Genomic DNA, 21,276 nt, shown 5'->3' with positions numbered 1-21,276 from the left:
ATCCCTTTTCTGCCCCCTGCTCGGCTTGACCGGACTCGCACGGCATTGCGAAAGTCCGCAATGTCTCAGGCGGCGCTGACGACCGCCACCCCAATTCCTTGCCCCAGGGGCAGATCCGGGATGTCCGTACGATGACCACGCAACACCAGCCGGTCGACACCGGCGGCGGCACCGCGCTGCTGACCGAGCCGTCGACGCAGGACTCCAGACCCGGCGGCACCGTTGCCGCCGGGCGTTCACCGGCCCGGACGGCCTGGAAGCGGATCAGGCGGGACAAGGTCACCACGGTCGCCCTGGCGGCCACCTTCCTCTTCGTCCTGATCGCGCTGCTCGCACCGGTCCTCACCGCGGTGACCGGCTGGGGACCGATCACCCCGGACAACAAGGCGATCGATCCGGACACGGGCAACTTCCCCTACGGATCCCTGGGCGGCATCAGCGGCCGGCATCTGCTCGGCGTCGAACCGGGCACCGGCTACGACCTGTTCGCCCGGGTCGTCTACGGACTGCGCACCTCCCTCTACGTGGGGTTCGCCTCCGCCGTGCTGTCCACCGCCGTCGGCGTCGTGGCCGGGCTGGCGGCCGGCTACTTCGGCGGCTGGGTCGACTCCCTGCTGTCCCGGATCATGGACGTGATGCTGGCGTTCCCGCAGCTGCTGTTCATCATCGCGCTCACCCCGGTGATCCAGAACGCGCTGCAGACCAACAGCCACGGCGGCACCGACGAGAACCTCCGCCTCCTCGTCCTGGTCCTCAACATCGCGGTCTTCGCCTGGGCGTACACCGCCCGCCTGGTGCGCGGTCAGGTGCTGTCCCTGCGCGAACGGGAGTTCGTCGACGCCGCGCGGCTGATGAGCGCCGGACGGCGGCACATCCTCTTCCGGCAGCTGCTGCCCAACCTGTGGGCGCCGATCCTGATCTCCTTCGCGCTCGCCGTACCGCAGAACATCACCACCGAGGCGGCCCTTTCGTACCTCGGCGTCGGTGTCATCCCGCCCAACCCGGACTGGGGAGCCCTGCTCTCCGACGCCTCCCAGTTCTTCCTCCAGGACCCGATGTACCTCTTCGTGCCCGGCGTCCTGCTCCTCCTGCTGGTCCTGGCGCTCAACCTCCTCGGGGACGGCGTCCGGGACGTCCTGGATCCCCGCGCCCGGCGCGGCTGACACGCCACCACCCGAGTGCCGGCCCGGCGGTCCCACGAACGGCCGCCGAGCCCGTAGCAAGAACGGAGTTTCCTCAATGACGCGCAGAACGCGCAGATCGCGCACGGCTGCTCTCACGGCGACCGCCGTGGTGATCGCCCTGGGGGCCACCGCATGCGGAGGGTCATCCACCAGCAGCGGCAGCGGCGCACCCGGCAAGGGCGGCACCCTGACCATCCTGAACAAGGCGGACTACGACCACCTCGACCCCCAGCGCGTCTACACGACCGAGGGTCAGAGCATGGACCAGGAGATCGTCCGGACCCTCACCGGCTGGGACGAGACGGGCTCCAAGCCGAAGCTGGTCGGCGACCTCGCCACCGACACCGGAACACCCAGCAAGAATGCCACGGTCTGGACCTTCCACCTGCGGCACGGCGTCGAGTACCAGGACGGCACCGAGGTCACCGCGGCGGACGTCAAGTACGGCGTGGAGCGCTTCTTCTCCTCCGACATCAACGGCGGCCCGCCCTACGCCTCCCAGTGGCTCGTCGGCGGCTCCGACTACAAGGGCCCCTACCAGGGCAAGCAGCTCGACTCCATCCAGACGCCGGACAAGTACACCGTCGTCTTCCATCTGAACCAGCCCGTGGCCGACTTCAACGAGACCACCACCATGACCGGCTGGTCAGCCGTGCCCAAGGCCCACGACACCGGCTCGACCTACGACACCAAGGTCTGGTCCGACGGCCCGTACATGATCAAGTCGTACACCAAGAACAAGGAACTCGTCCTCACCCGGAACACCCACTGGGCGCAGTCGACCGACCCGATACGGCAGCAGAACGTCGACGGGATCGACGTCAGGTTCGGCCAGGACGAGTCGGCCATCGACCAGCAGCTCAAGGCCGACGCCGGCACCGCCCAGACCTCGATCCAGCAGTGGCCGATCGCCGGGTCCGACCTGGCCCAGATGGCCAACGACCCTTCCCTGAAGGGCCGTTACTACAAGATCCCCGCGCCCGGCATCAACTACCTGGCGATCAACACCGCCCGCGTCAAGGATCTCCGGGTCCGCCAGGCCATCGAGTACGCCGTCGACAAGGCCACCGTCCGCGGCGCCTTCGGCGGCTCGGCCTACGGGGACTACGCCACCACGATGCTGAGCCCCGGCATCGGCGGCTACCAGAAGTTCAACCAGTACAGCGCCAACCCCGCCGGCAACCTCGCCAAGGCCAAGTCCCTGATGAAGCAGGCCGGCAACCCGAAGCCGACCATGTCCGTCGCGGTGGAGAACACCCCCACCCAGGAGCACTTCGCCGACGCGGTGAAGACCGCCCTGGGGCGCATCGGCATCCACGTCAACATCTCCCCGATCGACGCGTCGAACTACTTCAGCACCATCAACAACACGAAGAACCAGTACGACCTGACCTGGGGTGACTGGATCGCCGACTGGCCGAACGCCTCGACGGTGCTGCCGACCCTCTTCGACGGCCGGCTGATCAAGAAGAACCCGCAGGCCAACCAGGACCTGTCGTATCTGAACGATCCGAAGGTCAACGCGCTGATCGACAAGGCCGCCAAGCTGTCGGACGTCAAGCAGCGCAACGCCACCTACGGACAGATCGACCAGCAGGTCCTGAAGGACGCCGCCGTGGTCCCGCTGATGTACATGAACTTCACCGAGATGTCCGGCTCCAAGGTCGGCGGCGTCATCCCCGACACGATCGTGGCCGAGCCGAGTCTGGTCCACGTCTACGTCAAGCACTGACGGACGCTCCCTCTGAACCCCGCCGGCGGCCCGGCCCGCCGGCGGGCATCCCACTCACGTCAGGTCCCGGCACCCCATGTTTCGTTACCTCATCAGACGCCTGCTGGCAGCGGCCGTGATCATGCTGGTGATCACCACGATCACCTTCTTCATCTTCTTCGCCCTGCCGTCCGACCCCGCGCTCCTCGCCTGCGGCAAGACCTGCTCCCCTTCCCGACTCGCGGAGATCAAGCACTCGCTGGGCCTGGACCAGAGCTACCTGACGCAGTACTGGGAGTTCTTCAAGGGGCTCTTCGCCGGACGCGACTTCGGCGACCAGAGCGTGCGCATCCACTGCGGAGCCCCCTGCCTCGGCGTCTCCTTCCAGACCGACACCCCCGTCCTGACCACACTGCTGCAGGACTTCCCGGCGGACCTCTCCCTCGGTCTCGGTGCCGCCGTGGCGTTCCTGGTCCTGGGCGTCGGCCTCGGCACCGTCGCCGCGGTCCGCAGGGGCCGGGCCGCCGACAAGGCGGCGGTCGGACTGGCCCTGTTCGGCGTGTCGGTGCAGATCTACTTCATCGGTCTGCTGCTGCTGTACTTCTTCGTCGACAAGTTCCAGATCCTGCCGACCTCCGGCTACACGCCGATCACCGACGACCCGGCCGGCTGGTTCCAGGGGCTGATCCTGCCGTGGACCACCCTCGTCATCGTCTACCTCGCGATGTACACCCGGCTCACCCGCTCCTCCATGCTGGAGGTCTTCGCCGAGGACTACATGCGCACCGCCCGGGCCAAGGGCCTGCCGGCCGCCATCGTCGTCCTCAAGCACGGACTGCGGGCCGCCATCACCCCGATCATCACCATCTTCGGCATGGACGTCGGCTCCCTGATCGGCGGCTCCGCGGTCATCACCGAGTCGGTGTTCGGCATCAACGGCATCGGCAAGCTCGCCGTCGACTCGGTCCAGAACTCCGACCTGCCGGTCATCCTCGGCACCACGCTCTTCGCCGCCACGTTCGTCGTCCTCGCCAACGTCGTCGTCGACCTGGTGTACGGCCTCGTCGACCCGCGCGTACGCCTCGCCTGAGCCCTCCCAGTCCTTAGGAACACCTGTGTCCGTTCAGACCTCACCGCACCCCGCGGACGTCACAGCCGCACCCGCGCCCTTCCTCGACGTACGTGACCTCAAGGTGCACTTCCCGACCGAGGACGGCCTCGTCAAGTCCGTCGACGGCGTCTCCTTCACCCTGGAGAAGGGCAGGACCCTCGGCATCGTCGGCGAGTCCGGCTCCGGCAAGTCGGTGACCTCGCTGGCCCTGCTCGGACTGCACAAGGGCACCCGGGCCCGGGTCAGCGGCGAGATCTGGCTGGAGGGCAGGGAACTCGTCGCCCTGCCCGAGGCCGAGATGCGCGCACTGCGCGGCCGTACGGTCTCCATGATCTTCCAGGACCCGCTCTCCGCGCTGCACCCCTTCTTCACCGTCGGCTCCCAGATCGCCGAGGCCTACCGCGTGCACCACAAGGTCTCCAAGAAGGAGGGCAGGGACCGCGCGGTGGAGATGCTCCGGCGCGTCGGCATCCCGCAGCCCGAACGCCGGGTCAGGGACTATCCGCACCAGTTCTCCGGCGGTATGCGCCAGCGTGCCATGATCGCCATGTCCCTGGTCTGCGACCCCGCCCTGCTCATCGCCGACGAACCCACCACCGCCCTCGACGTCACCGTCCAGGCGCAGATCCTGGACCTGATCCGCGACCTCCAGGAGGAGTTCGGCTCCGCCGTCGTCATCATCACGCACGACCTCGGCGTGGTCTCCGACGTCGCCGACGACATCCTGGTGATGTACGCCGGCCGCCGCATCGAGTACGGCACCACCCGCGAGGTGCTCATCCAGCCCCAGCATCCGTACACCTGGGGCCTGTTGCGGTCGATGCCGCACCTCACCGGCGACATCGGCGAACGGCTGGACCCGATCCCCGGCACCCCGCCGAGTCTGATCAACCTGCCGGAGGGCTGCTCCTTCCACCCGCGCTGCGCCTACAAGGGCTGGGAGCCGGAGGGGCGCTGCACCGTGGACCGCCCCGAACTGCGCCTCGTCTCCGGCACCGCGGGACATGTCGCCGCGTGTCATCTCACCGGCGAGGCGAAACAGGAGATCCGCGGCGGGACCGGCCGCCCGGACGACCGCGGTCCCGGAACCGCACGGGCCGCGCAGTGACGGCGGCGGACGAAAGGGAGCATGCCGTGACCAGCACCCAGCCCGTTACCGGGCAGGCCACCGACCGCCCGACCGGAGAGAGCCTCCTCGAAGTGCGAGGCCTGCAGAAGCACTTCCCCCTCCGGCAGGGCATCGTCTTCCAGCGGCAGATCGGGGCGGTCCGCGCCGTCGACGGCATCGACTTCTCGGTCGGCCCCGGCGAGTCGCTGGGCCTGGTCGGCGAGTCCGGCTGCGGCAAGTCGACCACGGGCCGGCTGATCACCCGGTTGCTCGAACCCACCGGCGGTTCCGTGGTGTTCGACGGCGAGGACATCACCCACCGGACGGCCGCACGGATGCGGGAGGCCCGCCGCAACCTCCAGATGATCTTCCAGGACCCGTACTCCTCACTGAATCCCCGGCACACCGTCGGCACCATCATCGAGACCCCGATGCGCCTGGGCGGCATCGACCCGCCCCAGGGCCACAAGCGCCGCGCGCAGGAACTCCTGGAGACGGTGGGGCTCAGCCCCGAGCACTACAACCGCTACCCGAACGAGTTCTCCGGCGGCCAGCGCCAGCGCATCGGCATCGCCCGTGCCCTCGCCCTGCGGCCGAAGCTGATCGTCGCCGACGAACCCGTGTCCGCCCTGGACGTCTCCATCCAGGCGCAGGTCGTCAACCTGCTCCAGGACCTGCAGCGGGAGTTCGGCATCGCCTTCGTCTTCATCGCCCACGACCTCGCCGTCGTACGGCACTTCTCCGAACGGGTCGCGGTGATGTACCTCGGCAAGATCGTCGAGGTCTCCGGCCGCGAGTCCCTCTACACCCGCCCCCGCCACCCCTACACCCATGCGCTGCTGTCCGCCGTGCCCGAGGCCGACCCCGACGCCACACAGCGGCGCGAACGCATCCGGCTGGCCGGTGACGTGCCCTCACCGATCGAGCCGCCTTCCGGCTGCCGTTTCCGCACCCGCTGCTGGAAGGCCCAGGACAGGTGCGCCACCGAGGAACCCGTGCTGGTACGTGTCGAGGGCAGCCCCGCGGGCCATCTGACCGCCTGCCACTTCCCCGAGGCACCGTCGCTCACCGCCCGCGAGGAGGACATCGTCCTGGACCCGGCGCTCGACTAGGCGGTTTCATCACCACCCGGGACCGCGTTCCGCAGCGCCTCGGCCGCATGCCCCCGGACCGGATCCCCGTGACCGAAGCAGGCCACGTCCGCGTCCAGCTCCGCCAGAAGCCGGCAGGCCGCGAGGACCTGGGCGCGATCCAGGTTGAACACACCGGGGATCACCGTGCCGTCCACCGGTGACGCCGCGACCGTGTCGCCCGTGAACAGCACGCCGTGCTCCGGGAGATGGAGCGCGATGCTGCCGTGCGTGTGCCCCGGCACATGGACGACGTGCGCCCCGCCGCCCACGTCCAGTACGTCACCGCCGGACAACTCGGTGACCTGGGACGGGCGTACGTAGTCTCCCCGGGGGAGGAGTCTCACGGCCTGCTCGTGCAGCGGCCGCTCCCAGTCCTCGAACACCGGCGGCGGGCCCGGGACGTCACCGCGTACGGCAGGGGCGTCGAGCCGGTGCGCCAGCACCTCTGCACCGGTGAGCGCCGCCAACTCACCCGCCCCGCCCGCGTGGTCCTCGTGGAAGTGGGTGAGCACGACCCGCCGCACGTCCCCGGGGGCGTGGCCCAGCGCGGCCACCGCCTCGGCGATCGCGGCACCGGAACCCGCCGGGCCGGCGTCGATCAGCGTCAGTTCGCCCCCGTCGCGCCAGAGGTAGGCCTGGCCGACCGGGAAGCGCAGCAGATGCAGACGAGGGAGGAGCTCGATGACGTCCATGGGACGACACTAGGAAAGGCCCCCGTCCGCGGACGAGGGCCTCTGCTGTCGGCAGAGCGGTCAGCCCGCCGCGTAGTTCCGCAGGAACAGCGCCTCCGCCACCGACAGCCGCTCCAGCTCCTCCGGAGACACGCTCTCGTTCACCGCGTGGATCTGTGCCTCCGGCTCGCTCAGCCCGATGAGCAGGATCTCCGCGTTCGGGTAGAGCCCGGCCAGCGTGTTGCACAGCGGGATCGAGCCGCCCTGCCCGGCGTACTGCATCCGCTGCCCCGGGTAGGCCGCCGCCATCGCGTCCGCCATCGCCCGGTACGCCGGGCTGGAGGTGTCGGCCCGGAAGGCCTGGCCCTGGCCGATCTGCTCGGTGCTCACCCGCGCACCCCACGGCGTGTGCGCCTCCAGGTGCGCCTGGAGCAGCTTGGTCGCCTCGGCCGCGTCCACGCCGGGCGGCACCCGCAGGTTGATCAGCGCACGCGCGCCGGCTTGCACGGACGGGGTGGCGCCTACGACGGGCGGGCAGTCGATGCCGAGGACCGTCACCGCCGGCCGGGCCCAGATGCGGTCGGCGACCGACCCGGAGCCGATCAGCTCCACGTCGTCCAGCACCTTGGCGTCCCGCCGGAACTGCTCCTCGTCGTACTGAAGCCCCTCCCAGGCAGCGTCCGCGGCCAGCCCGTCGACGGTCGTCGAACCGTCCTCGGCGCGCAGCGAGTCCAGGACGCGGATCAGCGCCGCGAGCGCGTCGGGCGCGGCACCGCCGAACTGGCCCGAGTGCAGGTTGCCGGCGAGCGTGTCGATCCGGACGCGGACGAGGGTCATACCGCGCAGGGTGGAGGTGACGGTCGGCAGGCCCACGCGGAAGTTGCCCGCGTCGCCGATGACGATCGTGTCGGCCTCCAGCAGCTCCGGGTGTTCCTCGGCGTACCGCTCCAGGCCGCCCGTGCCCTGCTCCTCCGAGCCCTCGGCGATCACCTTCACATGGACCGGTACGCCGCCGTTCGCCTTCAGCGCGCGCAGTGCCAGCAGATGCATGATCACGCCGCCCTTGCAGTCGGCGGCCCCACGCCCGTACCAGCGTCCGTCCCGCTCGGTCAGCTCGAACGGCGGGGTGGTCCAGCCGGCCTCGTCCAGCGGCGGCTGCACGTCGTAGTGGGCGTAGAGCAGGACGGTCTTCGCCCCCGCCGGGCCGGGCAGGTGGCCGTACACCGACTGCGTGCCGTCGGGGGTGTCGAGCAGGGCCACGTCCTGGAAGCCCTCGGCCGCGAGCGCGTCGGCGACCCAGCGGGCGGCGTCCTCGCTCTCGCTCCTCGGGAACTGGTCGAAGTCGGCCACCGACCGGAAGGCCACCAGTTCGGTGAGTTCCTCCTTCGCCCTCGGCATCAGCGAGGCGACGGTCTCGGCGACCGGATTCGACGACATGGGCACGCTCCTCGTGGGTGCGACGTTGTAGCGGTGAGTGCTGTAGATCCTCCCACAGCGGTCCGTGACCAGGTCCGCCGTAGGATGCGGGAGGTAGCAGCGGCAGGCGGCTTGATCGGGAGCAGTAGACCATCGTGAGCAGCGAGAACTCTTCGGCGGACGACGTGCAACAGGTGTGGGACGTCGTCGTGGTGGGCGCGGGACCCGCGGGCGCTTCGGCAGCGTACGCGGCGGCGGTCGCCGGCAGACGTGTGCTGTTGCTGGAGAAAGCGGAGCTGCCGCGGTACAAGACGTGCGGCGGTGGCATCATCGGGCCCTCGCGCGACGCCCTCCCGCCCGGCTTCGAGCTGCCGCTCAGGGACCGGGTGCATGCGGTGACGTTCTCCCACAACGGCCGCTTCACACGCACCCGCCGTTCCCGGCAGATGCTGTTCGGGCTGATCAACCGGCCCGAGTTCGACCAGCAGCTCGTCGAGCACGCGCAGAAGGCGGGCGCCGAACTGCGTACCGGGGTGACGGTCCAGCGGGTCGAGCAGCACGGCTCGGCGGTGCCCGACCGGCGCACGGTCGCCGTGCTCCTCCAGGGCGGCGAGGTCCTGCTCGCGCGTGCCGTGGTCGGAGCGGACGGCAGCGCCAGCCGCATAGGCGCCCATGTCGGGGTCAAGGTCGACCAGGTGGACCTCGGCCTGGAGGCCGAGATCCCCGTGCCGGACACCGTGGCCGAGGACTGGAAGGGGCGGGTCCTCATCGACTGGGGCCCCATGCCCGGCAGTTACGGATGGGTCTTCCCCAAGGGCGACACCCTGACGGTCGGAGTGATCTCGGCGCGGGGTGAAGGCGCTGCGACGAAGCGGTACTTGGAGGACTTCGTCGGACGGCTGGGCCTCGCGGGCTTCGAGCCCAGCATCTCCTCCGGGCACCTGACCCGCTGCCGGGCCGACGACTCGCCCCTGTCGCGCGGCCGTGTGCTGGTGTGCGGCGACGCCGCGGGCCTGCTGGAGCCGTGGACCCGCGAGGGCATCTCCTTCGCGCTGCGGTCCGGGCGGCTCGCGGGGGAGTGGGCGGTACGGATCGCCGAGGCGCACGACGCGGTGGACACGCGCCGCCAGGCCCTCAACTACGCGTTCGCGGTCAAGGCCGGGCTCGGCGTGGAGATGAGCGTCGGCAAGCGGCTGCTGGCCGTGTTCGAACGCCGCCCCGGGCTGTTCCACGCGGCGCTGACGAGCTTCCGCCCCGCCTGGAAGGCGTTCAAGGACATCGCGCAGGGCGCGACGTCGCTGGGCGAGATCGTCCGCACGCATCCGTTGGCCCAGCGGGCCCTGGCCGCGCTGGACCGGCGTCCCGTCGTGCCGGACGACGAGGTCAGCCCTTCGGAGTGATCTCGAAGACCGGGTGGTCGGGGGCGATCCGGCGGAGCCGGTCGTCCGGGGAGTCCGGGCCCACGCCGTCGAAGAAGACCCCGACCTCCGCCTTCCAGCGCTTGAGGTAGGCGCGCAGGATCGGGGTCTTGTCGTCGTCGGCCACCTCGGTGGCGGTGAACGCCTCAACGCGCTTGCCGAGGTGCAGCTCGCCGCCGCCCGCCGCCCGCATGTTGTGCGTCCACTGGACATGACCGCGGGGTGCGACGAGGTACTGCCGGCCGTCCAGGGTCAGCAGGTTGACCGGGGTGGTGCGCCACTGGCCGCTCTTGCGGCCGCGGACGGCGAGGACGCGCGAGCCCCAGACGCTGATGCCGCGGCGGGTCATCCAGCTGACCAGGCGGTTGAAGACGTTGACGGTGAACCAGCCGGGCTTGCGGACGTGGGTCGACATGGCATCCCCTGAGGTTGTCGTGCGGAGCGTCGCTCTCTTTTGTGAGCGGTGCTCTCGCTTGCTGATGTCAGTCTGCCGGAGGTCGGTGCGCTGACGCAAGAGCACTGCTCTCTTTTTTGGGCGGCGCTCTCGTTTGTGTGCACCGCTCTGCTTTCGTGGCACACTGCCCCGCATGAGTACCGCACACGGCGCCCGCGCCCGGGCCAGGATCGAAGTCACCGCGGCCATCAAGGACGAGGCCCGCAGACAGCTCGCGGCCGAGGGCGCCGCGCGGCTCTCACTGCGGGCCGTGGCCCGTGAGCTCGGCATGGTCTCCTCCGCGCTGTACCGGTACTTCCCCAGCCGCGACGACCTGCTGACCGCTCTCATCATCGACGCCTACGACTCCCTCGGCGAGCGCGCCGAGGCGGCACATGAGCCGGCGGCCGACCCCTTCCGGCGGTGGATCGCGGTCTGTGAGGCGGTGCGGGGCTGGGCGCTGGACCACCCCCACCAGTACGCGCTGATCTACGGGTCGCCCGTGCCCGGCTACACCGCCCCCGACACCACCGTCCCGCCTGCCGCCCGCGTCGGCCTCCTGCTCATCGGCATCGCACGCGACGCCCACCACGGCTCCGGCCTGGCCGGACCCGCACTCCCGTCCGACCTGCGCCCGGAGGCCGAACGGCTCACCGCCGACCTCGCGCCGGACCTCCCTCCGGAGTCGGTGACCGCTCTCGTCGCGGCCTGGGCCCAGCTGTACGGCCTGGTCGGCTTCGAGTTGTTCGGCCAGTTCCACCGGGTCGTGGAGGACCGGGCGTCGTTCTTCCGCCACGCGGTGGGGCGACTCGCCGAAGGGGTGGGGCTGGTACCCGGAGCCACAGGGGATCCAGCGCCAGGCCGCTGATGCCGGCGGTGGGCGGGGCGCGCTCGCTCCAACGCGTCGGCGGAGCGTGCGGCTGAGGAAGAACGGTGCTCGGCGCAGGTGCGGGAGACCTGGCCGCGGGCGACGGCGTACTTCCCGGGGAGTACGTGTGATCACCACGCCGGGGTGACGCCGGTGCGGGAGTGTGGCGTCTAGCGTGGCCGGTATGGACGAGCAGCGTCTGCGGGGTGGTCCGCCGCAGTGGTGGCGGACCGGTCCGCCTTGGTGGGTCCGGTGGGAGGATGCGCCCCGGTGGCCCTGGCGGTCGACCGTCGCCGTCACGGTCTTCGTGCTGGCCGGCTCGAACTTCGCCGCCCATGCCCAGGACGGCGAGCGGGCGCCGCTGGATGTCTTCGCGCGGGTGCTGCTGCTGGTGGCCGGGGGACTGCTGCTGTGGCGGAAGCGGTATCCGGTGGCGGTGGTCTTCGGCACGGCGGGCGCCGTCATGCTCTACCTGGGGGCCGGTTATCCCTACGGGCCGGTGTTCTTCACCGTCGCTCTTGCGTGCTTCAGCGCGATCGTCGCCGGGCACCGCTGGGCGGCGTGGGTCGCGATGGGGGCGCTCTGGGCCGGGCACGTCCTGGTGGCGCACTGGCTGTACCGGTGGCTGCCGCCGTCGGGGGACTCCGCCGTCTCCTGGGGTGAGGAGGTCGTCGTCGCCACCTGGGTGGTGACGATCGTGGCGGTCTCGGAGCTGTTCCGGGTCCGGCGCGAGCAGTGGGTCCGCGAGCGGGCCGAGCGTGCCGAGGCCGCGCGGCGGCGGGCCGACGAGGAGCGGCTGCGGATCGCCCGGGAGCTGCACGACGTACTCGCCCACAGCATCTCCGTGATCAATGTGCAGGCGGGCGTCGGCCTCGCGCTCCTCGACACCGACCCCGAGCAGGCCCGGTCGGCCCTCACCACGATCAAGGCCAAGAGCAAAGAAGCGCTCGGCGAGGTGCGCCAGGTGCTCGGCACCCTGCGCGCGCCCGGTGACGCGCCTCGCGCCCCGGCGCCCGGCCTGGACCGGCTGCCCGAACTGGTGGCGCAGGCGGCGAGTGCGGGTCTGACCGTCGACGTCGAGGGCGAGCCGCCGCGCCTCGCGCCCGGCACCGACCTCGCCGCCTTCCGGATCGTCCAGGAGGCTCTGACCAACGTCGTACGGCACTCGGGCTCGCGGCACGCCCGCGTGTACCTCGCCCACGACTCGCGCGTGCTGCGGCTGCGCGTCGACGACGACGGGCCCGCGACCGGCGCCGAGGCCGGCGGCAGCGGCAACGGCCTGGCCGGTATGCGGGAGCGGGCCGCCGCGCTGGGCGGCACCATCGAGGCGGGTACCCGCCCGGACGGCGGGTTCCGGGTACTCGCCGTCCTGCCGCTCACGGCTTCCGCCGGCACATGAGCCCGGCCGCTGAACCACCTGAGGAGGACCGGTGATCCGCGTACTGCTCGCCGACGACCAGTCACTGGTCCGGGCGGGATTCCGGGCGCTGCTCGACGCGCAGCCGGACATCGAGGTGGCCGCGGAGGCCGCCGACGGCGAGGAGGCCGTGCGCCGGGTCCGCGAACTGAGGCCCGACGTCGTTCTGATGGACATCCGCATGCCCGCGCTCGACGGCCTGGCAGCGACCCGCCGGGTCACCGAGGACCCGGCCCTGAAAGACGTGAAGGTGGTCATGCTGACCACCTTCGAACTCGACGAGTACGTCTTCGAGGCGATCCGCTCGGGTGCCTCCGGTTTCCTGGTGAAGGACACCGAGCCGGACGAACTCCTGCGCGCGGTGCGTGCGGTGGTAGCGGGGGACGCGCTGCTTTCGCCGGGTGTGACGCGCCGGCTGATCGCCGAGTTCGCGGCCCGCTCCAAGGAGCCGGCGGCGGCCGACGTCCTGGCCCTGCTCACCGAACGGGAGCGGGAGGTGATGGCCCTGGTCGGCATCGGCCTGTCCAACGAGGAGATCGCGCGACGCCTGGTGGTCAGCCCGCTCACCGCGAAGACCCACGTCAGTCGTACGATGGTGAAGCTGAACGCCCGCGACCGGGCCCAACTCGTCGTGCTCGCCTACGAGTCGGGGCTGGTGCGGCCGGGCTGGCTGGGCTGACCCGCCGACCGGAACCGGACGAGCACGCTGACGACCCGGGCGGCGAAGAGGACGGGAGCGAGCACCAGTCCGGCGCGCGGCAGCAGGTGTTCCACCGTGTCCGGCAGGTCGAAGAGCAGCGCCGGGCCGGCCACGGCCCCGAAGACCACCGCCGCCGCGAAGGCCGCACTGCACAGCGCGTACCCGATCTCGACCGTGATGGCGTCCCGCTCGGCCTGAGTGCGCCGTCCCCCGTGCGTCGTCATACGACGAGTCAAACAGGGGTGCGCCCGGCGGGCAAGCAGGCCCGCCGGGCGCACGGTCGGAGGCGGTCCCCCTGGTTGCGCTAGTCGCGTACGGCGACGCGCTCCGCCTCCCGGGGAGTGGACTTGGCGACCACCACGGACGGCCGTTCCCGGCGGGTCCGCAGTCCGGTCAGGGTGATCAGCAGACCGGCGAGGGCGATGAGTGTCACCACCGTGAGGCCGGGACGGTAGCTGTCGAGGACGGCCTGCGGGGTGGCGTCGGTGCCCTCGGGGGTGTGCGCGGTCACCACCGCCGTCACGACGGCGAGGAAGATCGCGCCGCCCACCTGGACCGAGGTGTTGAGCAGCCCGGAGACCATGCCCTGCTCGTGCTCGTCGACACCGTTGGTGGCCTGGACGTTGAGGGAGGGGAAGGTCAGTGCGAAGCCCGAGCCGACCAGCAGCATCGTCGGCAGGATCACCGCCGCGTAGACCGGGTCGAGGTCGATGCGCAGGAACAGCACGTAGCCGGTGACCATCAGGGCGAAGCCGAGCACGATCAGCCGGGCCGTGCCGAACCGGTCGATGACGGCTCCCACCTTCGTCGCGGACAGCGCCACCAGCGCACCGGCCGGCAGGAAGGCGAGGGCGGTGTGCAGTGCGGACCAGCCGAGCAGCTGCTGCATGTACAGCGTGACCAGGAACTGGAAGCCGATGTAGCTGCCGACGAACGTCAACGCGCCCAGCTGGGCCCGCACTTGCGGTCCCGAGCGCAGCACGCCGAGCCGGACCAGCGGACTGGGGGAGCGCCGCTCGACGGCGACGAAGGCGGCCAGCAGGACGGCCACCGCGGCGAAGGACAGGACGGTCCGCGCCGACTCCCAGCCCACCTCGGGCGCCTCGACGACGGTGAAGACGAGCAGCAGCATCGAGGCGGTGCCGAGCACGGCGCCGGGGATGTCGTAGCCGCCCTCGCCCCGCTCACGCGCACTGCGCGGCAGCAACTTCAGGCCCACGAGCAGGGCGATCAGCGCGATGGGGGCGGGCAGCAGCATCGTGAGCCGCCAACTCGCCTCGGTGAGCAGGCCGGAGAAGACCAGCCCCATCGAGTAGCCGGTGGCGCCACAGGTGGTGTAGATGGCCAACGCCCGGTTGCGGAGCGGGCCTTCGGGGAACGTCGTGGTGATGATCGACAGGCCGGCGGGGGCCGTGAAGGCCGCGCTGAGGCCCTTGACGAAGCGGCTGGCGATGAGCAGCGGACCCGAGTCGACGATGCCGCCGAGCAGTGAGGCCAGGGCGAAGACACCCAGGGCCACCAGGAAGACCTGGCGCCGGCCCAGCAGGTCGGCGGTGCGGCCACCGAGGAGCAGCAGACCGCCGTAGCCCAGGATGTAGCCGCTGACGATCCATTGCAGCGCGGAGGTCGACAGGCCGAGGTCGGCGCCGATGGACGGCAGCGCCACGCCGACCATGGACACGTCCAGGGCGTCCAGGAACATCGCGGCGCAGAGCACCAGGAGGGTGCCCCAGAGCCGGGGAGTCCAACGCCCGTCGGACGTGGGGGTGGTGAGCGGAGAGGTCATGCCCGGGACACTACATGTGCATGCATGGAATGCAAGTGCATTTAATTCTGATGCAACAATCTTGGTTCTCTGTTACGGTGCCGCGCATGGCGGCGAAGCAGGCCGAGCAGGCCCTCGTGGAACAGTGGCGGGACATCCTGGCGCTGCACGCGCGCACCCAGTGCGAACTCGACCGGGCCCTGCACGGCCATGGCCTGTGCGCCAGTGACTTCGAGGTGCTCGACGTCCTCGCCGGGTGCCGGGTGTCGAACGGCACGTCCTCCTACCGCGTCCAGGAGATCTCCGAGCGGGTGCATCTCAGCCAGAGCGCGCTGTCGCGGCTGATCGCCCGGCTGGAGAAGGAGGGGCTCGTCGAGCGCTGCATGTGCCCGCAGGACCGACGGGGCGTGCAGGTCGCTCTCACGGCGAAAGGACGCACGCTGCACGGCGAGGTGCTGCCCGTGCAGCGCGCGGTGCTCGCGCGGATGCTGACCGACGACACGCCCTAGGTCAGGTCAGACCGCGGACGCCTCCCGCCACAGCGCGGCGAGCGCCCGGTCGCCCGTGACCCTGGGCAAGGGGGCCCGGTTCCACAGCGCCAGGTACAACTGCTCGGCGGGTCCGGACAGTTCGCACTCGGCCTCCCCGGACGCGCCCGGTGTGGTCACGGGCGGTTCCGGGGACAGCCGTACGGTCCACACCCCGTCGGTGTCGTCCGTGCGCACCCGCAGCACGCGCGCCTCGGGAGTGCGGACCCGGCTCTTCGCGCGGGCGTGGAACCCGCGCAGGAGTTCGTCGATGCCGTCGGTCGCGAACTCCGGGGCGAGCGCGGTCGCACCGCCCCCGCGTGCGGACTCCGCGTCGACTCGGTGCACCGCCGTCTCGTGCGCCTGCCGCCGGGCCCAGAAGGCCAGCGGGGACGGGGCGGGCAGGAAGGCCCAGCACGCCACCTCGGGTGAGGCGCTGGCCAGCGTGCCGACGAGCAGGCGGTGGCTGTCGCGGTACCAGGCCACCAGCTCCGCGCCGTCGAGGGCGGCGGGTTCGGGCAGGGGGCGGGGCTCGGTCAGGCCTTCCGCGACGTACGCGGCGGCCCAGCGGTGCACCGCGCCGGTGTGCCGCAGCAGGTCGCGCACCTGCCATTCCGGGCAGGTCGGCACCTTGGCGTCCGTCCCCGCCGCCTCGGCGGCCGCGGCCAGCAGGCGGCCCTCGTTCTCCAGTGCTCGAAGGAACTCGGCGGTCTCCATGCCGCCGAGTGTGCCGCATGGAGCGCGCTCCAGGTGCCCGGTTTTACGGCAGTGGTGTGCCGCCCGTCGCGTTGACGATCTCCGCGGTGATGTACGACGCCTCCTGGGAGGCCAGGAAGACGTACGCCGGAGCCATCTCGGCCGGCTGCGCGGGCCGCCCGATGGGGGCCTGCTTGCCGAACGTCTGCGTGTCCGGCAGCGTCGCCGGGATCAGCGGTGTCCAGACCGGGCCCGGTGCCACCGCGTTGACCCGGACGCCCTTCTCGATCAGCATCTGCGCGAGGCCCTGGGTGAAGGTGACGATCGCGCCCTTCGTCGTCGCGTAGTCCAGCAGGTGCGGACTGGGCTTGTAGGCCTGCACCGACGTGGAGTTGATGATGCTGCCGCCCTCCGGGATGTGCGGCAGGGCCAGCTTGCACAGCCAGAACATGCCGTACAGGTTGGTGCGCATCACCCGGTCGAACTGCTCGGTGGAGATCGACTCGATGCCGTCCGGCTGCGACATCTGGTACGCCGCGTTGTTCACCAGGACGTCGATCCGGCCGAACTCCTCGACGGCACGGTCGATCAGCGACTGGCAGTTCGCCTCCTCCCGCACGTCGCACGAGACGGGCACGGCACGCCGTCCGGCCTCCTCGACCAGCCGGGCCGTCTCGGCGGCGTCGTCCTTCTCGTCGTCCAGGTGGGTGAAGAGCACATCGGCTCCCTCACGGGCGAACGCCAGGGCGACCGCCCGGCCGATCCCGGAGTCCCCACCGGTGATCACGGCCTTGCGGCCCTCCAGCCGGCCACTGCCCCGGTAGGACTCCTCACCGTGGTCCGGGGGCGGGTCCATGGGGCCCGTCCAGCCCGGGTGCGGCTGGTCCTGGGAGGGAAACTCCGGGGTCGGGTGCTGCTCGCCGGGGTGCTGCTGTTCGGTCACGGGTCTGCCTCCTCGTCATGGCGTGCCCGGTGATCACCGGGGGCGAGCCCCGGGTACCCCGATGCCGGGGTGCCGATCACCAGGTGATGGACGCGGTGGGCCGAGCCGGTCGGCGTCACCTGCCTCTCGACGCTCGACCGGGGCCCGCGCCGCCAGCGCCTCCAGCATCAGGTCCACCGCCTCCTCGAAGGAGCTGTCCGCCATCCCGGGCAGTTCGGGACGGATCGCGGTCAGCGCCGGGTGTGTCGCCGGGTCCAGGCCCTGGTAGACGTTCCGCCAGGCGCGGTGATCGGCCTCGCGCCGCTCCCGCGGCAGCGCCTCGAACGCGGCGTCCGCGGCGGCGTGGCTGAGGACGGTGTCGATGAAGGCCAGGTAGAGCCGCGCCGCGCGGGCCGGCTCGAAGCCCGCCGACAGCAGCAGACCGATCCCCGTCTCCACGGCCTGGATCTCGTTCCTGCGCCGGGTCACCCGGTGCGCGGCGAGGGCGGCCGCCCGGGGGTGGGCGAGATACCCGGCGCGGACTCGCAGGGCCATCTCCCGCAGCGCGGCCACCCAGTCGTCCCCGGGGACGAAACCCGCCATCGCGTCGCCGATGATCCGGTCCGCGATGGCCAGCACCAGGTCGTCGGTGCCGTGGAAGTAGCGGTACAGAGCGCTCGGATCGCAGCCCAGGGCCGCACCGAGCCGGCGCACGCTCAGCGCCTCGGGGCCGTGCTCCCCGATCAGCCGCAGCGCGGTCGCCACGATCAGGTCCTCCGACAGCAGGACCCCGGAGCGGGTGGGCCGCCGGCGTCTGCGTTCCTGCGGCACACGGGTGGACATGACCGGGCTCCTCTCGTGGCGGCCGACCGGCTCTCCGGCACTCAGCGAACGGCCCCCGCCCCGTTATGTCAACAGGATTGACGCAATGGGGACGCCGGCTGTTCGATCGCATTCCCGCGCGGCTCTTCCCGTCCCCTCGTCCCCGAGGAGCCATTCATGTCGTCCACACCGAGCCCGTCCACCGGGCCACGCCCCGCACTGCGCCGATCCCTCGGCGTCGTCGACGGCGTCGCCCTCGCCGCCTCCAGTACCGCCGCCACCACCAGCATCGCCATCGGCATGGGGACGACCGCCTCCATCGTGGGCCTGCAGGCCCCGGCGCTCCTGCTGCTGGCGTTCCTTCCGGTGCTCGGCATCGCCACCGCCTACGCCCGGCTGAACCGCTCGGAACCCAACTGCGGCAACGGCTACGTGTGGGTCGGCAAGTCCCTCGGCCCCTGGCCCGGCTTCCTGACCGGCTGGGTCACCGTGGTCGGCTCGGTCGTCTTCTGCGCCTACACCAGCGCGATCATGGGCTCGGTCGTCCTGATCCTCGCCAACAGAACCGGCCTGCACACCCTCGCCGGCATCACCCTCGACCCCTCGTCCACCGGGGTCACCACGGCGGTGGGGCTGGTGATCCTCCTCGCCCTCACCGCCCTGACCGTCACCGGGATGCGCGCCACCACCCGCTTCCAGTTCGCCCTGCTGGTCTTCGAGTACACGGTGCTGCTCGGCTTCTGCGGCTGGGCCCTGATCACCGGCCACCACGCCTTCTCCCTGTCCTGGTTCAACCCCTTCGAGATCCCCGACGGCACCGCCTTCGCCCAGGGCCTGGTCCTCGCGGTGTTCTTCTTCTGGGGCTGGGACGCGGCCTTCAGCGTCACCGAGGAGACCAGGAGGCCGGGCGACTCGGCCCGGGGCGGGTTCATCGCCCTGTTCGCCATGCTCGGCCTGTTCCTGTTCGCCTCCGTCGCCTTCCAGCGCGAGATGAGCCTCGCCGAACTCGTCCGCAACGGCCCGCAGGCGCTGCCCTACCTCGGCGAGAAGCTGGCCGCCGAACCCTGGGCGACCCTGCCCCTGGTCGCGCTGATGTTCTCCGCCGTCGCCTCCGTGCAGGCCACCCTGATCCCCACGGCACGCGGGCTGCTCGCCATGGGCCGCGACCGCACCATGGGCCCGCTGTGGACCAGGATCCACCCGCGGTACGGCACGCCCGCCGTCGGCACGGTCGTGGTGATGGCCATCGCCGGAGTGATCGCCCTGCTCGCGGTCGCGCTGCCCAAGCTGAGCGACATGCTGCTGGCCGCCGTCAACGCCATCGGTCTGATCGTCGCCCTCTACTACGGCCTCACCGCGCTCGCCTGCGCCGTGCGTTTCCGTTCCGCGCGGCACGACGGGGTGCGCGAGGCGCTGCTCGCCGTCGGCGTGCCCGCCCTGTCCGGCCTGGTCCTGCTGGGCCTCGGCGGCTACCTCGGATACTCGTACCTGACCATGACCGACGACTTCGAACTGAGCCCGGACAACGGCTGGTTCATGTTCTCGCTGCCCGCCGTGATCGTGCTGGCCGGCCTCGGTATGGCCGCGGTCGCCAAGTACGTCAGGCACGCGCCGTACTTCACCACGGGGAGCGGCACCGACGCCGAGTCCCTCACCCTGCCGATGGACCGCACGGCGGTCTGACCCCTCATGGAGCTCATCCGCATGTCTCACCCCCAGGCCACGGGACCCGCCGACCTCGTCCTGACCGGCGGCCCCGTGCACACCGTCGACCCCGCCCGCAGCCGCGCCACCGCCGTGGCCGTGCGCGACGGGCGGATCGCCGCCGTCGGCCACGACGAGGTGCACGAGCTGATCGGGCCCGGCACCGAGGTCGTCGACCTGGCCGGGAAGCTGCTGCTGCCCGGCTTCCAGGACGCCCACGTCCACCCCCAGGGCGCGGGGCTCGAACTCGGCCTGTGCCACCTCGCCGACACCGTCGACCCGGACGAGTACCTGCACAGGATCAAGGCCTACGCGGACGAGCACCCCGACGCCGAGTGGATCACCGGCGGCGGCTGGTCCCTGGAGGCCTTCCCCGGCGGCTCGCCCACCGCGGCCGCGCTCGACGCGATCGTCCCGGACCGCCCCGTCTTCCTGCCCAACCGCGACCACCACGGCGCCTGGGTCAACAGCCGCGCTCTGGAGCGCGCGGGCATCGACGCCCGGACCCCCGACCCCGCCGACGGCCGCATCGAGCGCGACGCCGGCGGCCACCCCACCGGCATGCTCCAGGAGGGCGCGGTCCACCTCGTCGGCAGGCTGGTGCCGGACCCCACGCCGGAGGAACAGCTCGCCGCTCTGCTCAGGGCCCAGGCCGTGCTGCACTCCCACGGCGTCACCGCCTGGCAGGACGCCATCGTCGGCGCGTACGCCAACATGACCGACCCGGCGCCCGCCTACCGGGCGGCCCTCGACCGGGGCCTGCTCACCGCCCGGGTCGTCGGCGCCCTGTGGTGGGACCGTGAGCGTGGCGCCGAGCAGATCCCGGAACTCGACGCCCGGCGGGCGGAGTTGAGTATCGGCCGCTTCCGTGCCACCACCGTGAAGATCATGCAGGACGGCATCGCCGAGAACCACACCGCCGCCCTGCTCACCCCGTATCTGACCGGCTGCGGCTGCGCCTCGGACAACAGCGGCATCAGCTTCGTCGAACCGGGAGAACTGAGGAAGTACGTCACCGCGCTCGACGCGCTCGGCTTCCAGGTGCACTTCCACGCGCTCGGCGACCGGGCCGTGCGCGAGGCGCTCGACGCCGTGGAGGCCGCCCGCACGGCCAACGGATGGCGCGACACCCGCCACCACCTGGCGCACCTCCAGGTCGTGCACCCGCACGACCTGCCGCGCTTCCGTGCCCTGGGCGCGAGCGCCAACCTCCAGATGCTGTGGGCCGCGCACGAACCGCAGATGGACGAACTGACCCTGCCCTTCCTCGGGGCCGAACGCGGCGCCTGGCAGTACCCCTTCGGCGGTCTGCTGCGGGCGGGGGCGACCCTGGCCGCGGGCAGCGACTGGCCGGTCAGCAGCCCCGACCCGCTCCAGGCCGTCCACGTGGCCGTCAACCGGATCACCCCCGGCGCGCCCGACGGCACCCCGGCCTTCCTCCCGGAGCAGCGCCTCGACCTGGGGACCGCCGTCGCCGCGTACACGGCGGGCAGCGCCCATGTGAACCACCTCGACGACATCACCGGCAGCATCACCGTCGGCAAGGCGGCCGATCTCGTCGTGCTGGACCGCGATCCGTTCGCGGGCCCGCCCGAGGAGGTCGCCGCCACCCGCGTCCTGCAGACCTTCGTGGACGGGCGGCGCGTCCACGCGGCTCCCGACGCCTGAGC

20 protein-coding genes are annotated in these 21,276 nt (G+C 71.4%); 12 read left to right on the top strand and 8 right to left on the bottom strand.

Annotated features, from left to right (window positions below; all coding sequences use genetic code 11):
- Positions 1-131: 131 nt before the first annotated feature.
- The 5 genes from ABZ016_RS16325 (at position 132) to ABZ016_RS16305 (ending at position 6,226) form a co-directional block, all read left to right on the top strand.
- Complete coding sequence (locus ABZ016_RS16325; RefSeq protein ID WP_356917275.1) at positions 132-1,163, top strand: ABC transporter permease; 1,032 nt, start codon at positions 132-134, stop codon at positions 1,161-1,163.
- A gap of 76 nt (positions 1,164-1,239) precedes the next feature.
- On the top strand, positions 1,240-2,916 hold the full coding sequence (locus ABZ016_RS16320; RefSeq protein ID WP_356917274.1) for an ABC transporter substrate-binding protein: 1,677 nt from the start codon (positions 1,240-1,242) through the stop codon (positions 2,914-2,916).
- 76 nt (positions 2,917-2,992) lie between these two features.
- Positions 2,993-3,985: an ABC transporter permease gene (locus tag ABZ016_RS16315; RefSeq protein ID WP_356917273.1), complete on the top strand. Its 993-nt coding sequence runs from the start codon at positions 2,993-2,995 to the stop codon at positions 3,983-3,985.
- Between the two features lie 25 nt (positions 3,986-4,010).
- Entirely contained in the window at positions 4,011-5,114 is a 1,104-nt protein-coding gene (locus ABZ016_RS16310; protein WP_356917272.1) for an ABC transporter ATP-binding protein, read from the top strand.
- A gap of 26 nt (positions 5,115-5,140) precedes the next feature.
- Positions 5,141-6,226: a dipeptide ABC transporter ATP-binding protein gene (locus ABZ016_RS16305; protein WP_356917271.1), complete on the top strand. Its 1,086-nt coding sequence runs from the start codon at positions 5,141-5,143 to the stop codon at positions 6,224-6,226.
- Here the strand turns inward: ABZ016_RS16305 and ABZ016_RS16300 are convergent.
- Both ABZ016_RS16300 and ABZ016_RS16295 read right to left on the bottom strand, forming a co-directional pair.
- A complete protein-coding gene (locus tag ABZ016_RS16300) occupies positions 6,223-6,939 on the bottom strand; it encodes an MBL fold metallo-hydrolase (protein ID WP_356917270.1) in 717 nt (238 codons plus the stop codon). The two genes, ABZ016_RS16305 and ABZ016_RS16300, sit on opposite strands and share 4 nt — an antisense overlap.
- Positions 6,940-6,999: 60 nt before the next feature.
- Positions 7,000-8,355 (bottom strand): dipeptidase, encoded by a 1,356-nt coding sequence (locus tag ABZ016_RS16295; RefSeq protein WP_356917269.1) that lies wholly within the window; start codon positions 8,353-8,355, stop codon positions 7,000-7,002.
- A 134-nt stretch (positions 8,356-8,489) separates the two neighbouring features.
- Here ABZ016_RS16295 and ABZ016_RS16290 point away from each other — a divergent pair, with 134 nt between their 5' ends.
- On the top strand, positions 8,490-9,734 hold the full coding sequence (locus ABZ016_RS16290; protein WP_356917268.1) for a geranylgeranyl reductase family protein: 1,245 nt from the start codon (positions 8,490-8,492) through the stop codon (positions 9,732-9,734).
- Here the strand turns inward: ABZ016_RS16290 and ABZ016_RS16285 are convergent.
- Positions 9,718-10,167, bottom strand: a complete 450-nt coding sequence (locus ABZ016_RS16285) for a nitroreductase family deazaflavin-dependent oxidoreductase (protein ID WP_356917267.1) — start codon at positions 10,165-10,167, stop codon at positions 9,718-9,720. The two genes, ABZ016_RS16290 and ABZ016_RS16285, sit on opposite strands and share 17 nt — an antisense overlap.
- A gap of 172 nt (positions 10,168-10,339) precedes the next feature.
- Between ABZ016_RS16285 and ABZ016_RS16280 the strand changes: the two genes are divergently transcribed.
- The 3 genes from ABZ016_RS16280 to ABZ016_RS16270 all read left to right on the top strand — a co-directional run bounded on the left by ABZ016_RS16280 (position 10,340) and on the right by ABZ016_RS16270 (position 13,149).
- Entirely contained in the window at positions 10,340-11,053 is a 714-nt protein-coding gene (locus ABZ016_RS16280; RefSeq protein WP_356917266.1) for a TetR/AcrR family transcriptional regulator, read from the top strand.
- Positions 11,054-11,237: 184 nt separating this feature from the next.
- On the top strand, positions 11,238-12,452 hold the full coding sequence (locus ABZ016_RS16275; RefSeq protein ID WP_356917265.1) for a sensor histidine kinase: 1,215 nt from the start codon (positions 11,238-11,240) through the stop codon (positions 12,450-12,452).
- A gap of 31 nt (positions 12,453-12,483) precedes the next feature.
- A complete protein-coding gene (locus ABZ016_RS16270; RefSeq protein WP_356917264.1) occupies positions 12,484-13,149 on the top strand; it encodes a response regulator transcription factor in 666 nt (221 codons plus the stop codon).
- Here ABZ016_RS16270 and ABZ016_RS16265 read toward each other — a convergent pair.
- Entirely contained in the window at positions 13,110-13,394 is a 285-nt protein-coding gene (locus tag ABZ016_RS16265) for a DUF6332 family protein (RefSeq protein WP_356917263.1), read from the bottom strand. The genes ABZ016_RS16270 and ABZ016_RS16265 overlap by 40 nt on opposite strands.
- Before the next feature lie 80 nt (positions 13,395-13,474).
- The gene (locus ABZ016_RS16260) at positions 13,475-14,956 is read right to left on the bottom strand and encodes an MFS transporter (RefSeq protein ID WP_356917262.1); all 1,482 of its coding nucleotides are present in this window, start codon (positions 14,954-14,956) and stop codon (positions 13,475-13,477) included.
- 86 nt (positions 14,957-15,042) lie between these two features.
- Here ABZ016_RS16260 and ABZ016_RS16255 point away from each other — a divergent pair, with 86 nt between their 5' ends.
- Complete coding sequence (locus ABZ016_RS16255; RefSeq protein ID WP_356917261.1) at positions 15,043-15,444, top strand: MarR family transcriptional regulator; 402 nt, start codon at positions 15,043-15,045, stop codon at positions 15,442-15,444.
- Positions 15,445-15,450: 6 nt separating this feature from the next.
- Here ABZ016_RS16255 and ABZ016_RS16250 read toward each other — a convergent pair whose 3' ends face one another.
- Genes ABZ016_RS16250 through ABZ016_RS16240 form a run of 3 tightly spaced genes read right to left on the bottom strand, consistent with a single transcriptional unit; the run spans position 15,451 to position 17,923 of the window.
- A complete protein-coding gene (locus tag ABZ016_RS16250; RefSeq protein WP_356917260.1) occupies positions 15,451-16,179 on the bottom strand; it encodes a maleylpyruvate isomerase family mycothiol-dependent enzyme in 729 nt (242 codons plus the stop codon).
- A gap of 43 nt (positions 16,180-16,222) precedes the next feature.
- Positions 16,223-17,101: an SDR family oxidoreductase gene (locus ABZ016_RS16245; protein ID WP_356917259.1), complete on the bottom strand. Its 879-nt coding sequence runs from the start codon at positions 17,099-17,101 to the stop codon at positions 16,223-16,225.
- A 33-nt stretch (positions 17,102-17,134) separates the two neighbouring features.
- The gene (locus ABZ016_RS16240; RefSeq protein WP_356917258.1) at positions 17,135-17,923 is read right to left on the bottom strand and encodes a helix-turn-helix domain-containing protein; all 789 of its coding nucleotides are present in this window, start codon (positions 17,921-17,923) and stop codon (positions 17,135-17,137) included.
- A 156-nt stretch (positions 17,924-18,079) separates the two neighbouring features.
- Between ABZ016_RS16240 and ABZ016_RS16235 the strand changes: the two genes are divergently transcribed.
- The gene (locus ABZ016_RS16235) at positions 18,080-19,585 is read left to right on the top strand and encodes an APC family permease (protein WP_356917257.1); all 1,506 of its coding nucleotides are present in this window, start codon (positions 18,080-18,082) and stop codon (positions 19,583-19,585) included.
- A gap of 21 nt (positions 19,586-19,606) precedes the next feature.
- Entirely contained in the window at positions 19,607-21,274 is a 1,668-nt protein-coding gene (locus tag ABZ016_RS16230) for an amidohydrolase family protein (protein WP_356917256.1), read from the top strand.
- Positions 21,275-21,276 lie beyond the last annotated feature (2 nt).

This window comes from Streptomyces sp. NPDC006372, from assembly GCF_040612515.1.
Taxonomy (GTDB): domain Bacteria; phylum Actinomycetota; class Actinomycetes; order Streptomycetales; family Streptomycetaceae; genus Streptomyces.
The sequence above is the reverse complement of the archived record's forward strand: the minus strand, read 5'-3'. Positions and strand labels throughout refer to the sequence as shown.

What these genes read in the sequence shown, in the direction of transcription:
- ABZ016_RS16325 (WP_356917275.1), top strand. Translation starts at nt 132, where the DNA reads ATGACCACGCAACACCAGCCGGTCGACACCGGCGGCGGCACCGCGCTG.
- ABZ016_RS16320 (WP_356917274.1), top strand. Translation starts at nt 1,240, where the DNA reads ATGACGCGCAGAACGCGCAGATCGCGCACGGCTGCTCTCACGGCGACC.
- ABZ016_RS16315 (WP_356917273.1), top strand. Translation starts at nt 2,993, where the DNA reads ATGTTTCGTTACCTCATCAGACGCCTGCTGGCAGCGGCCGTGATCATG.
- ABZ016_RS16300 (WP_356917270.1), bottom strand. Translation starts at nt 6,939, where the DNA reads ATGGACGTCATCGAGCTCCTCCCTCGTCTGCATCTGCTGCGCTTCCCG.
- ABZ016_RS16295 (WP_356917269.1), bottom strand. Translation starts at nt 8,355, where the DNA reads ATGTCGTCGAATCCGGTCGCCGAGACCGTCGCCTCGCTGATGCCGAGG.
- ABZ016_RS16285 (WP_356917267.1), bottom strand. Translation starts at nt 10,167, where the DNA reads ATGTCGACCCACGTCCGCAAGCCCGGCTGGTTCACCGTCAACGTCTTC.
- ABZ016_RS16280 (WP_356917266.1), top strand. Translation starts at nt 10,340, where the DNA reads ATGAGTACCGCACACGGCGCCCGCGCCCGGGCCAGGATCGAAGTCACC.
- ABZ016_RS16275 (WP_356917265.1), top strand. Translation starts at nt 11,238, where the DNA reads ATGGACGAGCAGCGTCTGCGGGGTGGTCCGCCGCAGTGGTGGCGGACC.
- ABZ016_RS16265 (WP_356917263.1), bottom strand. Translation starts at nt 13,394, where the DNA reads ATGACGACGCACGGGGGACGGCGCACTCAGGCCGAGCGGGACGCCATC.
- ABZ016_RS16260 (WP_356917262.1), bottom strand. Translation starts at nt 14,956, where the DNA reads ATGACCTCTCCGCTCACCACCCCCACGTCCGACGGGCGTTGGACTCCC.
- ABZ016_RS16255 (WP_356917261.1), top strand. Translation starts at nt 15,043, where the DNA reads ATGGCGGCGAAGCAGGCCGAGCAGGCCCTCGTGGAACAGTGGCGGGAC.
- ABZ016_RS16250 (WP_356917260.1), bottom strand. Translation starts at nt 16,179, where the DNA reads ATGGAGACCGCCGAGTTCCTTCGAGCACTGGAGAACGAGGGCCGCCTG.
- ABZ016_RS16240 (WP_356917258.1), bottom strand. Translation starts at nt 17,923, where the DNA reads ATGTCCACCCGTGTGCCGCAGGAACGCAGACGCCGGCGGCCCACCCGC.
- ABZ016_RS16235 (WP_356917257.1), top strand. Translation starts at nt 18,080, where the DNA reads ATGTCGTCCACACCGAGCCCGTCCACCGGGCCACGCCCCGCACTGCGC.
- ABZ016_RS16230 (WP_356917256.1), top strand. Translation starts at nt 19,607, where the DNA reads ATGTCTCACCCCCAGGCCACGGGACCCGCCGACCTCGTCCTGACCGGC.